The organism is Enterococcus sp. 22-H-5-01 (genome assembly GCF_050310005.1).
Lineage (GTDB): Bacteria > Bacillota > Bacilli > Lactobacillales > Enterococcaceae > Enterococcus_A > Enterococcus_A hailinensis.
In genome coordinates, this window is record NZ_CP189993.1 from 1,722,902 (window position 1) to 1,735,209 (window position 12,308).

The 12,308-nt window shown below is 36.9% G+C and carries 14 protein-coding genes and 1 pseudogene; 11 read left to right on the forward strand and 4 right to left on the reverse strand.

Going from position 1 to position 12,308, the window contains the following annotated elements:
- Positions 1 to 150 precede the first annotated feature (150 nt).
- Positions 151 to 1,248 (forward strand): LCP family protein, encoded by a 1,098-nt coding sequence (locus ACQKTA_RS08695; RefSeq protein ID WP_427813450.1) that lies wholly within the window; start codon positions 151 to 153, stop codon positions 1,246 to 1,248.
- A 109-nt stretch (positions 1,249 to 1,357) separates the two neighbouring features.
- Positions 1,358 to 1,882 (forward strand): peptide-methionine (S)-S-oxide reductase MsrA, encoded by a 525-nt coding sequence (gene msrA / locus ACQKTA_RS08700; RefSeq protein WP_427813451.1) that lies wholly within the window; start codon positions 1,358 to 1,360, stop codon positions 1,880 to 1,882.
- On the opposite strand, the gene ACQKTA_RS08705 is transcribed toward msrA, so the two are convergent.
- Together ACQKTA_RS08705 and ACQKTA_RS08710 are read right to left on the reverse strand one after the other, a co-directional pair.
- On the reverse strand, positions 1,879 to 2,310 hold the full coding sequence (locus tag ACQKTA_RS08705) for a hypothetical protein (protein ID WP_427813452.1): 432 nt from the start codon (positions 2,308 to 2,310) through the stop codon (positions 1,879 to 1,881). The genes msrA and ACQKTA_RS08705 overlap by 4 nt on opposite strands.
- Positions 2,311 to 2,367: 57 nt before the next feature.
- A pseudogene (locus ACQKTA_RS08710) lies at positions 2,368 to 2,565 on the reverse strand (prepilin peptidase); the annotation flags it as partial.
- 116 nt (positions 2,566 to 2,681) lie between these two features.
- Between ACQKTA_RS08710 and ACQKTA_RS08715 the strand changes: the two are divergent.
- Entirely contained in the window at positions 2,682 to 3,149 is a 468-nt protein-coding gene (locus ACQKTA_RS08715; RefSeq protein WP_427813453.1) for a Dps family protein, read from the forward strand.
- A gap of 41 nt (positions 3,150 to 3,190) precedes the next feature.
- Here the strand turns inward: ACQKTA_RS08715 and argH are convergent, their stop codons facing one another.
- Both argH and ACQKTA_RS08725 read right to left on the reverse strand, forming a co-directional pair.
- Positions 3,191 to 4,564, reverse strand: coding sequence for an argininosuccinate lyase (gene argH, locus ACQKTA_RS08720; protein WP_427813454.1), 1,374 nt, complete (start codon positions 4,562 to 4,564; stop codon positions 3,191 to 3,193).
- A 314-nt stretch (positions 4,565 to 4,878) separates the two neighbouring features.
- Positions 4,879 to 6,087 (reverse strand): argininosuccinate synthase, encoded by a 1,209-nt coding sequence (locus tag ACQKTA_RS08725; RefSeq protein ID WP_427813455.1) that lies wholly within the window; start codon positions 6,085 to 6,087, stop codon positions 4,879 to 4,881.
- A gap of 351 nt (positions 6,088 to 6,438) precedes the next feature.
- On the opposite strand from ACQKTA_RS08725, the gene rplM reads away from it, so the two are divergent.
- The 8 genes from rplM (at position 6,439) to ACQKTA_RS08765 (ending at position 12,302) form a co-directional block, all read left to right on the forward strand.
- Positions 6,439 to 6,867: a 50S ribosomal protein L13 gene (rplM, locus tag ACQKTA_RS08730; protein WP_342741676.1), complete on the forward strand. Its 429-nt coding sequence runs from the start codon at positions 6,439 to 6,441 to the stop codon at positions 6,865 to 6,867.
- A gap of 15 nt (positions 6,868 to 6,882) precedes the next feature.
- The gene (rpsI, locus tag ACQKTA_RS08735; protein ID WP_332581235.1) at positions 6,883 to 7,275 is read left to right on the forward strand and encodes a 30S ribosomal protein S9; all 393 of its coding nucleotides are present in this window, start codon (positions 6,883 to 6,885) and stop codon (positions 7,273 to 7,275) included.
- A 120-nt stretch (positions 7,276 to 7,395) separates the two neighbouring features.
- Positions 7,396 to 7,728 carry a hypothetical protein gene (locus ACQKTA_RS08740; RefSeq protein WP_427813456.1) on the forward strand — a complete coding sequence of 111 codons (333 nt, stop codon included), beginning with the start codon at positions 7,396 to 7,398 and terminating at the stop codon, positions 7,726 to 7,728.
- A gap of 503 nt (positions 7,729 to 8,231) precedes the next feature.
- Positions 8,232 to 9,341, forward strand: coding sequence for an ImmA/IrrE family metallo-endopeptidase (locus tag ACQKTA_RS08745; protein ID WP_427813457.1), 1,110 nt, complete (start codon positions 8,232 to 8,234; stop codon positions 9,339 to 9,341).
- Positions 9,342 to 9,344: 3 nt separating this feature from the next.
- Positions 9,345 to 9,848 (forward strand): DUF4411 family protein, encoded by a 504-nt coding sequence (locus ACQKTA_RS08750; RefSeq protein WP_427813458.1) that lies wholly within the window; start codon positions 9,345 to 9,347, stop codon positions 9,846 to 9,848.
- A gap of 415 nt (positions 9,849 to 10,263) precedes the next feature.
- On the forward strand, positions 10,264 to 11,157 hold the full coding sequence (locus ACQKTA_RS08755; RefSeq protein WP_427813459.1) for a hypothetical protein: 894 nt from the start codon (positions 10,264 to 10,266) through the stop codon (positions 11,155 to 11,157).
- A 148-nt stretch (positions 11,158 to 11,305) separates the two neighbouring features.
- Positions 11,306 to 11,722: a MarR family winged helix-turn-helix transcriptional regulator gene (locus tag ACQKTA_RS08760; RefSeq protein ID WP_427813460.1), complete on the forward strand. Its 417-nt coding sequence runs from the start codon at positions 11,306 to 11,308 to the stop codon at positions 11,720 to 11,722.
- A 13-nt stretch (positions 11,723 to 11,735) separates the two neighbouring features.
- Positions 11,736 to 12,302, forward strand: a complete 567-nt coding sequence (locus tag ACQKTA_RS08765) for a hypothetical protein (protein ID WP_427813461.1) — start codon at positions 11,736 to 11,738, stop codon at positions 12,300 to 12,302.
- The last annotated feature ends 6 nt before the right edge of the window (positions 12,303 to 12,308 follow it).

Sequence of the window (12,308 nt, forward strand, 5' to 3'; positions counted from 1 at the left end):
GGTATTATAGGAAAGTATTTGCATAAATAAGAGCGGTAACTTTAAAGAGATATTAAATTTCGTTTAGAGCAATGAATAAAACCTATTGTTATAGCGGTCTTTATGAGAAAATAACTTGAAAATATATGGATATGATGTTTGAGGTGTGACATGAGCAAAGCGAAGAAAATTATTTTGATCGTCATCGGGATCATTGTGGTAATTGTCGGCGGCATAAGTGTTTATTTATTAAAGGTGAACAGTGATGTCGATCAGGCCGTATCGAAAATGACGAAGACAGTCAAATATACAAATAAGCGATCAGATACAGTTGATTTAAACAATGGGGAGCCTTTCTCTATTTTATTGATGGGAACAGATACTGGCGACAAGGGTCGAACATATCAAGGACGTTCAGATTCAATGATGGTCGTAACGATCAATCCTAAAAAGAAACAGACGATCATGACGAGTTTGGATCGTGATATTTATACTCAAATGGTTGGCTATAAAGGGGATGAAAATACCTATGTAGCAGACGGCGATACGTACTATGATAAGTTAAATGCAGCGTATTCTTTAGGCGGCACTAAAATGGCGATCGAATCAGTCCAAAAAATGATGGATATTCCCATCGACCATTATGTGGAAATCAACATGAAAGGTCTAAAATCTTTAGTTGATGCTGTTGGCGGAATAGAAGTCGATAATAAAATTGAATTTACATTAGATGGTGTTCACCTGAAGAAGGGTAAGCAGACGCTAGATGGCAGACATGCATTGGAATATGTTCGGATGCGACATGAAGATCCAAAAGGGGATGTCGGACGTCAAGCACGGCAACGAGAAATTTTAACGAAGATCGTAAAAAAAATGATTTCAGTGGATTCTGTGACGCAATATAAAAAATATTTGCGCGCTGTTGAAGATTATGTCCGGACTGATCTGACATGGAATCAAATGTTGACAGTAGCTAAAGATTATACTCCCGCAGCAGAAACAATCAAGCAAACTCAGGTAGAAGGTAACGGGGAAATGATTCAAGGGATTTATTTCCAAATCCTAGGTCTGAATAGCTTGTTGGAAGATCAAAACACCTTGAAAAAACAATTGGGCTTACCGACGAAAAAAGAGTTACCTAATTATGATGAAGACGATACGAATCAGTTGTTCTTTGATGACAGTGATGTCAAAGTCAGCGCTGGAACGCATTATGATTACACCGGCTACGGGAACATCTTATATCCAATCGATAGTGAAAATTATTAGAACTTGAGCGATTGCTCAAGTTCTTTTTTTTGGATTTATTTAATCAATGAGCAGATTGATATCTATTTTTTGAGAAAGGACTATGATAAGAGAAAAGGAGACTGATTGTATGAAAGAAGAAACAGCGATATTTGCCGGTGGTTGTTTTTGGTGTATGGTAAAGCCGTTTGATCAAATGCCAGGCATCAAGAAAGTAGTGTCAGGCTATACAGGTGGACATGTTGCTAACCCTACTTACGAAGAAGTTTGTAGTGGAACAACTGGGCACACAGAAGCGGTCGAGATTATATTTGATCCAGAAGTCGTTTCTTATCAACAACTGGTTGAAATCTATTGGCAACAAACAGACCCGACAGATGCATTTGGTCAATTTGCGGATCGCGGTGATTCGTATCGTCCGGTGATTTTTTATGCTTCGCTTGAACAAAAGTCAGTCGCAGAACAATCAAAAGAACAGTTACAAGCTAGCGGCCACTTTAAAGCACCAATCGTAACAGCGATTGAATCGGCCCAACCTTTTTATCCGGCAGAAGAATATCATCAAGCTTTTTATCAAAAAAATCCTGCCCACTATAACGCTTACAGTGAAGGCTCTGGTCGAAAAGGTTTTATTCGCCAACATTGGGATGCTTAATTTTTTAGTAACAACAAATAGAGCAAACCGATAAATAAAAAAGGGACAAAGGGAAGTTGTTCGAGTTGTTTTTGGTGTCGGGAGTGGTAAAGATAATAAAAAATCCCCGTCAGTGAAGCAACAAAAAGCAATTGGATCAACTCATAACCAGACAAGAAAAAACTCCATAGTCCAAGTATCCAAAGATCTCCCAGACCTAGACTGTTTGGGAGTATTTTTTGGCTTAGATAGAAAAGTGCTATAACGACTAACGGCTGCGACCAATAAATAATAGGAAGCAAGAAAAGCCCAGTTATGAATAGAAAAATACCACTTAGAAAAAAGATCCGCATCTCTACGATCAAAAACTCCCAATCGATCACCGCTAAGACGAGAGTGCTCATCAACCAAATCAATTTCCAAAGATTGAACCATTGAAACGTGGGCATACACCAATAGAAAAGCATTCCACAAAAAAATTCCAGCCCAAAGCTGCGCGCTGAAAATCGTTGGTGACAATGTCTGCAGTGAAAACGTTGAATCATAGCAGATAACAATGGAATCATCTCCCAAGGATGAAGCCGAGTTTTACAGTGATCGCAATGAGATGGAGGAAAGACTAAGGATTGATTGTTTGGTAAGCGTACACTGACTAGTGATAGGAAAGACCCGATAATAGTTCCTAAAATAAAAGCTAGGATAATATTCCCCTCCTTTTTCGAATAAGATACGAAAAAAGAGGCAACTTGGCGTTTTCTTTGTACTTTTGGCGAAAGTGTATTATGCTTTTAGTGAAGCAAATATTAGGAGGTATAGTGAAATGAAATTCAAACAAACAAAAGAAGTATTGAACCAATTAGTAGCAGACTTAAGCCAAATGTCTATGGTCATCCACCAAACACATTGGTATATGCGCGGACCTGGTTTCTTGACATTGCACCCAATGATGGACACATTCATGGATGATGTGAACGATCAATTAGATGAAATTTCAGAACGTTTGATTACATTGGATGGTGCTCCTTATTCAACTTTACGTGAAATGGCTGACCACACAAAAATCCCAGACGAAGTAGGCCGTTGGGATCGTACGATGGAAGAACGCTTAGCTACGTTAGTTGAAGGCTACCGCTATTTAGCTGATCTTTATCAAAAAGGGATCGAAGTATCTGGTGAAGAAGGCGATGATCCAACACAAGATATCTTCATCGAATTTAAAACAGCCACTGAAAAACGTATCTGGATGATCCAAGCACACCTTGGAAAAGCACCAGAAATCGACCAATAAAAAATAAAGCAAAAGGACGAGTAAATTTGCTCGTCCTTTTTTTATGCTAAAACTTGTTTAGCGGCGTTTATTTGAGCTATGACCTGATCAAAACCAGTACCACCTAATGAGTGGCGACGAATAACGGCTGTCTTTGAAGCCAAGGTCTCATAGATATCTGATTCGATCACAGGGCTGATAGCTTGGTACTCTGTTAAGGGCACATCTTGTAAGAAGATTCCTTTTTGTGTACAAGAAAGGACAAGCTTTCCAACGATTTCATGAGCTTGACGGAAGGGAACTCCTTTAGCGGCCAAGTAGTCGGCCAATTCTGTTGCATTTGAAAAATCTTTTTCTGTCGCATCGTGCATGACTTGCTCGTTGACCTTCATGGTAGCGATCATGCCAGCCATGATATCAAGGCTGGTGGATACGGTATGGACAGTATCAAACATACCCTCTTTATCTTCTTGCAAATCTTTGTTGTAAGCTAACGGTAAGCCTTTCATCACAGTCAGTAATCCCATCAAATCACCGAATACACGACCTGATTTTCCACGGATCAATTCAGCCATATCAGGATTTTTTTTCTGAGGCATGATTGAACTACCGGTTGAAAATGTATCGGTCAATTCCACGAATTTAAATTCATGACTACACCATAAAATCAATTCCTCACAAAAACGTGACAGATGCATCATCAAGATCGAGCTGTTGCTAAGAAATTCTAAAATAAAATCTCGGTCGCTGACACCATCTAAACTATTGGTGTATAAGGCAGCAAAGCCTAATTCATCTGCGGTCATTTGACGGTCGATAGGGAAGGTCGTCCCAGCTAGCGCCGCACAACCTAAGGGCGAGATATCGACACGTTTGATACTTTCTGTGAAACGTTCTTGGTCTCGAGTCAACATACCATAATAAGCCATCAAATGCTGACCGAATGAAATGGGTTGGGCATGCTGCAAATGTGTATAGCCGGGCATGATCATTTCGACATGTTTTTCCGCTTTTTCAACTAAGACTTTTCGGAATTCTTGAATTTTTTCAATAATCAGTTGGAGTTGTTCTTTTAGATATAAATGCATATCCGTTGCTACTTGATCGTTTCGACTACGAGCTGTATGCAATTTCCCGGCTACTGATCCGATCTCATCATGCAGCATCTTTTCTAGATTTAAATGAATATCTTCGTTTTCAATCGTGAAATCTAGTTCTTCTTTGGCTGCTTTTTCTGCTAACTGCTGCAAGCCAGTTGAAATTTGATCCGCTTCTTCCTGCGTAATGATACCTGTAGCACCTAGCATTTTGACATGTGCTAAGCTGCCGATGATATCTTGCTTTGCTAATTGATAATCAAATGGGATCGAAGCACCAAAAGCATCGATCCAGGATTCATTTTTGCCGTCAAAACGGCCGCCCCATAATTTTGCCATCGTTCATTCCTCACTTTTTTAACGAGTTCATTTAACAAAAAAGACCGCTGCAACGGTCTATTCTGTCTTGATTAGATAAACCAAAAAATATTTTTTGGTTTTTATTCATAGGAGGAGGCATCTATACAGATACCTCAGGATGAAATCATTGCTGGTTTCCTTATTTCCTACCCGGAAAAGAAACTCACCTAGGAGCAATGGCAAGATGTGAAACCGGACGGCCTTATTTACCGGCAAGTAAAAGCCGCCTCACATCTGGTTTCTCTTGCAATCATCTAGTGGATCAAGAAAGCCGCAGCATCTAACTGTTCCTGTTAAACAGTCGGCTGTTTGCTTTTTGCTTGGACTTCAGCATTGACCTTTGTTGGCAGACCCCATAGTTTGATGAAGCCAACCGCTGCTTCTTGGTCGAAGGTATCGGCAGAAGTATAAGTCGCTAAGTTTTCGTTGTATAAGCTATTATCAGATTTGCGTCCTTCAACGATGACATTGCCTTTAAATAATTTGACACGCAAAACCCCATTGACCACCTCTTGTGATTGTTTCAAGAAGGCGATCAAGGCATCCATTGTTGGATTGAACCAAAGGCCGTCATAAATCATTTGGCTCAATTGTTGCTCGATCACGGGTTTGAAATGTGCCATCTCACGAACAAACGTCAAATCTTCTAACTCTTTGTGAGCTTTCATCAACACTTCTGCACCAGGGCATTCATAGACTTCACGTGATTTGATACCGACTAAACGATTTTCGATATGATCGATTCGTCCGATACCATGGACACCTGCGATAGTATTCAATTTTAAAATTAAGGTAGCTAAAGACAATTCTTCACCATCTAAAGCTGTGGGTACACCTTTTTTAAAGGTGATTTCAATTATGGTTGGTTTGTCTGGTGTTTCTTCTAATTCTGAAGTAATCGCATAGGCACCAGCGGGTGGAGTTGCCCATGGGTCTTCTAAAACACCACACTCACAAGCACGACCCCATAAGTTTTGATCGATCGAATAAGGATTATCCAAATCTGCTGGGATCGGCACGCCTTTTTCAGCTGCATAATGAATCTCTTCTTCCCGCGACCATTTCCATTCGCGGACAGGAGCGAGGATTTTCAAATTTGGATCTAGTGCTGCGATCGATACTTCAAAACGAACTTGGTCATTACCTTTGCCTGTGCAGCCGTGGGCAATCGTAGTAGCGCCTGTTTGGTGTGCCAGTTCAACCAATTTTTTTGAAATCAGCGGACGAGACAGGGCAGAAACAAGTGGGTATGAATTTTCATAATACGTATTGCCTTGTAATGCAACTAAAACGAAATCTTGCGAAAACTCTTCACGTGCATCGATCGCATATGATTCTGATGCCCCGACTTGTAGGGCTTTATTTTTAATAAACTCGGTATCGCGACCTTCACCAATATCTAAACAGCAGGCGATGACGTCATAACCTTCGTCAACGAGCCATTTAATTGAGACTGAAGTATCTAATCCACCTGAGTATGCTAAAATCACTTTTTCTTTCATCCTGATTACTCCCTTATCGCTTTTTCATTAAACTTTAATTAATGTGTTGAAGTCATATTAGCATCGTAAAATACAAAAAGCAAGTATTTTATAAATATTTATGCAAAAATATTTCGATATATCGTTTCTTTATTCATTTTAAAGTGAATATATAAGTTTTGAATGTATAGTAGGAAGAACTTAATAAAGAGAAAATATTTCAAGGTTTCAAAGATAAAAACATTGACATAGCAACTCATTGCAAGTATTATGGTAAATGGTATTGTTTGCCCCATGAGAGCCCCGGAAACTCAAGTGTTTGTCAAACATTCGAAACTGAAATTGGAGGAAAAAAACGTGCGTACAACATATATGGCTAAGCCAGGCGAAGTAGAACGTAAATGGTACGTAGTAGACGCAACTGATGTTCCTTTAGGACGTCTTTCAACAGTTGTTGCATCTGTACTACGCGGAAAAAATAAACCAACATTCACACCACATGTAGATACTGGTGATTTTGTAATTGTAATCAATGCAGATCAAATCAAATTAACAGGTAAGAAAGCAACTGACAAGATTTACTACCGTCACTCAAACTTCCCTGGTGGATTGAAATCTGTATCAGCAGGCGAATTGCGTGCTAAAAATTCTCGCCGTTTGATCGAAACTTCTGTTAAAGGTATGCTTCCTAAAAACACTTTAGGACGTGCTCAAGGCATGAAACTTCATGTATACGGTGGAGCAGAACATCCACATGCAGCTCAACAACCAGAAGTATTAGATATCACAAACTTAATTTAATAGGAGGGAAATTCATTGGCACAAGTTCAATATAGCGGTACAGGCCGTCGTAAAAATGCAGTTGCTCGTGTACGTTTAGTACCAGGAACTGGTAAAATTACTGTAAATAAAAAAGACGTTGAAGAATATATCCCACATGCTGACCTACGTTTAGTAATCAACCAACCATTTGGTGTTACTGAAACAACTGGTTCATATGATGTATTCGTAAATGTAAACGGTGGGGGCTACGCAGGACAATCAGGCGCTATCCGTCACGGTATCTCACGTGCTTTATTAGAAGTAGATCCTGACTTCCGTGCACCATTAAAACGCGCTGGATTACTTACTCGTGATTCACGTATGGTTGAACGTAAAAAACCAGGTCTTAAAAAAGCCCGTAAAGCATCACAATTCTCAAAACGTTAATATTATTTATATATCAATGTTTCAAGGCGTTTCGCAATTCAGTTTGCGGAGCGTCTTTTTTTGTTTTGACACCATGAGTGACACCATTCCGGTCTAAAGGAAAAATATATTGAGCGCGTTATGGGTGGTCAAGATGTCTATGATTACGAAACTATTCATCAAGTAGAGAATTACTATAAAAGTAAACTGGGAAAATTTGAACTAGCATTTGACGATGCAAATAAGTACTTAGATATGAGAAGAAATTATTCTTGGGAGTATGCGGTTGGTTTCAAGAAAATATTTAATATCATTGATGATAATAAGGATAAGATCAGCAACAAAAAGGATTTTGATATAGTTCTAAATATGATAAGAGAAGAGAATTTAAAGAGAATAAATAAAATAAAGAAAGGCTGTAGTTATCACGAACTAGTTGCTGAGTTAGAAAGTTTAGAAAAAAATCATTTATAGGAACTATACAAAGATTTATTTACTTCGCTATATAAAATGAAAAATGATCTTTTAGAATTGGACTGCGACATAAATGAAGCTGAATCCGTATCAAAAAAACTTTAGGATAAAGAGATACAAACAAGAGAGTATGTAGATAAAAAAATGAATGATTGTCTAGTTTTTTGGAATGGAAAAACGTCGAAGTACTTATATAAATTAATACTATTAAAAGTAGAGGATTTAGTATGGAAAGAAGGTGTTACAACAAAAGCTTCTTATTATACTGTAAAAGATGGATTAAATTTGGAAAAATAAAATTGAAGGTATTATGACAATGAAAAATTAATTCTTGGTTCAATTATAGAAGTCAGAAATATTCGGGCTTTTTAGAATCGATGAACTTAATATGCAACGTATAAAAAAATTAACGATAAACTAAAAAAGTGTTTATCTCATTTTAGGATTGACAAAATATGATATAATTACACTGAAAAATCATACAATGGAAGGTGGGAATCAAGATGAATATTCAAACTTTGAATACCTATTTTGAACGGTCAGGTTTTTCTGTTGAGTATATGATAGAAAAAACGCATAAAAATTTTGAAAAGTTTTTATCTGGCGAAGAGAATCCCACTTTTAATCAACTATCCAAAATATCTCAGGTTCTCTCTATTCCTTTGGGTTTATTATTGTTAGATAAACCTATTGAAAAAAAATCAGAGAATATTAATTTTAGAACTATTAATTCAGAGTATTTAGCTAGTCAAAGTAGAGAACTACAAGATACTATTAATGAAATGCGAGATAAGCAAGATTTTTTAAGAGAAGAGATTGATGCTGAATTAGGGTATGTCGGTAAATTTTCGATTTCTGATAATCATTTAAAAGTCGCTAGGTATATTAGAACTACTTTAGGGATAGAACAAGATTATTATCTCAAAGTTAAGCGAGACAATATCCTGAAGTTTTTAAGAACATCTATTAATGAAATTGGAGTATTTATATTTTTTAACGGCAAATATAAAGATAATACTCACCGCGCCTTAAATTTGAATGAATTTAGAGGATTTGTTTTAACAGACAAAAAAGCTCCAATTATTTTCATTAATCAAAAAGATACTAAGAATGGACAATTGTTTACTCTGGTTCACGAGTTAGTTCATCTTTTTATTGGTGATGAAGAAATTCTGGGTGATCAGAATGGGGAAACCGAATTTGATCCGACAGAAGCTTTTGTCAATAAGGTTACTGCTGAAATATTAGTACCAAATACAAAGTTTTTAGAAAAATACAATAGTATTCAAAATACTGAGGAGTTGGCAAACTTTTTTAAAGTGAGCGAATTTGTTATTGTTCGTAGAATGTTAGACAATAATAAAATTAGTTCCAAGCAGTATACGAGTTTAATTGAAAAAATCTACGAGCAATATGATAGAAGCCGGATTTTACTTAAAGAAAAGAAAAAAAGTGGCGGAGATTTTAGAAATAATGTAAATTTTAGAATTGATCAAAACTTTTTTAACTATGTTCAAAATGCAGTAAATAATCAAAAAATTTCATACACTGATGCCTTTAATATAATAGGTGTAAGTTACAAGGGATATAACATATTAAAGGAGAGTAGATAGATAATGTATTTATTGGATACGAATATTTATATTTCCTTTTATGATCGTTATTATCCAAAGGAAAATTTCCCAACTTTTTGGAATGAGTTTACCAAAATTCTTAACACGGATATTGTAATTCCTAAAGTAATTATGAATGAAAATTATCAAAGTAAATGGTTTGTTGAAGAATATTTGGCAAATAACTTTAAGCAAGCTTTTGTCAATCATAAAGAGTACATGGATGAATGGGGAGCGGTTTTGCAACATGTTTCTGAGAGTTCTTATTATAACGAAAATGCATTAATCAGTGAACGAGGGTGGGCCAATGAGAGAATCGCTGATGGTTGGTTAATTGCCATTGCTCAAAAAGAGAATTATACGATTGTGACCGACGAGGTAAAAAATCCTAATCTAAATAGAGTTAATCCATCAAAAAATTGTAAAATTCCTGATGTTGCAGCAGATTTAGGTGTTAACTGCATATCAATGCTCAATTTTTTTAAAGAGATTGGGTTAAAGATTTGACCACTATTGTTAAACCATTGTATTGAAAATTCTGAAATTAACGAAATAGTAGTTGTTTCAGCTCGCATTTTTAGTTTAAAATTGCCACCATTGATTTAAAATTTTTTGAAATTCAATGAAATTTATTTAATTAGAATATTTTGAAACTCTTGATATTAAAGCTTTTTGAAATCTATTCAAAATCAGATCAACCGTTGCGAATTTATTCGCTTACGAATACAGTATGGGACAGAGATTTCAACGAAATCGAGTACCATTCATTTAACATTTCAAGACACTTTCCAATTTGGAAGGTGTCTTTTTTATGTTTGTTTGATTCTTCCTAATCAATACCAAACAACTGATTATTTATGTTATTCGTTGGCTAGATGGTATACAATATCAATGGGTAAGATATGGTTGAGGGGGAGAAAAAATGAAAAGAATTTTTTTTGTTGGTGTACTACTGACTAGTTTATTAATTTTAGGTGCTTGTCAAAAAAATGAAACACAAACAGCGGCTTCAACGAGTCGATCAAGTAGCGTAAAAAAAGAGAGTAATACGTCTGCTACAACGAGTTCTACAGAAGTAAATACTTCTAGTAGTCAAAGTAGTGCAGTAAAAGAATCTGAAGAAAATGCAACGGATGTTAAAAGCGACGCTCAAAAACAATTAATCGGGAAAAGTTTCCTAATAAGACCGACGCTTTATGATGGAGAAGATGCAGCTCAAGCGATGGATGAAAATAAAGCACCACAAAATTTGATCCATGATGGCTCATTGACTGTTAGATTCATGAATGAAACGACGGTACATATAAAATTGCTAGGGACTTATAGACCTGATTTCGATACGCAGTATACTTTGACAGATAAGCAATTGATTGTCAGCCAACATACAATTCCTTACTCTATTGATAATGGGGTGATTGCTTTTGGTACATGGACAACGGACATGGATGGTCACACAGTTACTTGGAGTTTCACGCCAGATAGTAGTAGTTCAACAGAAAATACTTCTACTTCTTCATCAGTCGATACAAAAAATCTGACTTCAGATCAATTTAAACAATGGGTCGGAGCAGTCTTAGACAAGCAATTTAGTCTGGGGAGAAGAGCATTTTCTTATAAATTATCAGTTGAAAACCATGATGGCTATGCATATGTACGAGTGGATGATAGTGAAAAGCAAGTCGATACGATCGATATGTTCCGAATCAATGCTTCTGGGCAACTGGAAGAGCAAGATCTTTCCAATGGCTACCCAGCAACATATAATGTTGTTTCTTCAAAATTCATGGATACTTCCGAGGTAACAGTGAATAACTAGTAAACAAAAGCTAGAAAAGACCCTTCTTCGATCAGAAGAGGGGTCTTTTCTTAGCTAGTAGAGGTAATTGATTTGACAAAAGGAATAATGGAGAATAAAATATGCTTGCGCACGCAAATAAAATAGATTTCGTGAGAGGAGTCTTTATATGAATGAACAGCAAGAGAGCAATCTGAAATGGTTGGCTAAGTTAACGAGAGAGTATCAAAAAAGTTTGGATCAAGCGTTGGTGCCGTTGCGTTTGAATTCTTCAAACTATTATTTCATTATGAAGATCCATGATTTTGGTCGTTTACCGCAAGAAAAGCTAGTGTCGCTAACGGGATTGAATGGCAGCAATGTCACTCGGACCGTTCAGAAGCTGATCGATCAAGGTTTTGTAGTTAAAGAAAAGAATGAACAGGATCGCCGTGGCTTTCTATTAGCTTTAACAGGTGTAGGAGAAGCGATTTATGGGCAAGTGTTAGTAGCTGTAAAAGATGCGCAAGCAACTTTCTACTCTAACCTGAGTGAAGAGGAACAAACAATATTTGAACAGTTATTAGGTAAGCTAGCTGAAGAGTGAGAGGATGAATGGAATGAGCCGTCATTTTGTAAATGAATTAATAGAATTACCACAAAATTATCGTATCGTTAGTGAAACGAATGAAAAAAGAAACAAAGAACTTGTAACGATCACACGTTATCAAACAGCTGGCGACTATACGTATAACGGTCCACGGGTCATTGAAGTCGTGGGTGCTGAACAATTGATCAGCTTTAAAAATCTAACGATTGTTCCAGAAGGTCAATTATTGAAGGCTGAGCAGGCTCGGGTGCTAGCAGAGAAGCTTTTTGCTAAAACGAATCCTGTTTATGCGAAAGATCTATCTTTTATTCGTATCGAGCAACAAGAACGTTCTTTTTGGGATGACCACGGAGAATTACAGACTTTTCCAGTTCAGTGGATCAAGTTTGCGCATCAAAATGGCAGCTATAATTGGGTCACTTTAGGTGCAGCAGGAATGGTGATCGAATTGGAGATTGATTCACGTTGGGATTATTTCCGCGGCCGGCGAAAAATGGAAATGTGGGACAATGATGATTGGGTGCTGGCTCGTGAAGGGAAAGGGCCGCAATTAGCAAGCCCCAATGCGCTGGCATAACTTTGT

What these genes read in the sequence shown, in the direction of transcription:
- ACQKTA_RS08695 (WP_427813450.1), top strand. Translation starts at nt 151, where the DNA reads ATGAGCAAAGCGAAGAAAATTATTTTGATCGTCATCGGGATCATTGTG.
- msrA (WP_427813451.1), top strand. Translation starts at nt 1,358, where the DNA reads ATGAAAGAAGAAACAGCGATATTTGCCGGTGGTTGTTTTTGGTGTATG.
- ACQKTA_RS08705 (WP_427813452.1), bottom strand. Translation starts at nt 2,310, where the DNA reads ATGCCCACGTTTCAATGGTTCAATCTTTGGAAATTGATTTGGTTGATG.
- ACQKTA_RS08715 (WP_427813453.1), top strand. Translation starts at nt 2,682, where the DNA reads ATGAAATTCAAACAAACAAAAGAAGTATTGAACCAATTAGTAGCAGAC.
- argH (WP_427813454.1), bottom strand. Translation starts at nt 4,564, where the DNA reads ATGGCAAAATTATGGGGCGGCCGTTTTGACGGCAAAAATGAATCCTGG.
- ACQKTA_RS08725 (WP_427813455.1), bottom strand. Translation starts at nt 6,087, where the DNA reads ATGAAAGAAAAAGTGATTTTAGCATACTCAGGTGGATTAGATACTTCA.
- rplM (WP_342741676.1), top strand. Translation starts at nt 6,439, where the DNA reads ATGGCTAAGCCAGGCGAAGTAGAACGTAAATGGTACGTAGTAGACGCA.
- ACQKTA_RS08740 (WP_427813456.1), top strand. Translation starts at nt 7,396, where the DNA reads ATGGGTGGTCAAGATGTCTATGATTACGAAACTATTCATCAAGTAGAG.
- ACQKTA_RS08745 (WP_427813457.1), top strand. Translation starts at nt 8,232, where the DNA reads ATGAATATTCAAACTTTGAATACCTATTTTGAACGGTCAGGTTTTTCT.
- ACQKTA_RS08750 (WP_427813458.1), top strand. Translation starts at nt 9,345, where the DNA reads ATGTATTTATTGGATACGAATATTTATATTTCCTTTTATGATCGTTAT.
- ACQKTA_RS08755 (WP_427813459.1), top strand. Translation starts at nt 10,264, where the DNA reads ATGAAAAGAATTTTTTTTGTTGGTGTACTACTGACTAGTTTATTAATT.
- ACQKTA_RS08760 (WP_427813460.1), top strand. Translation starts at nt 11,306, where the DNA reads ATGAATGAACAGCAAGAGAGCAATCTGAAATGGTTGGCTAAGTTAACG.
- ACQKTA_RS08765 (WP_427813461.1), top strand. Translation starts at nt 11,736, where the DNA reads ATGAGCCGTCATTTTGTAAATGAATTAATAGAATTACCACAAAATTAT.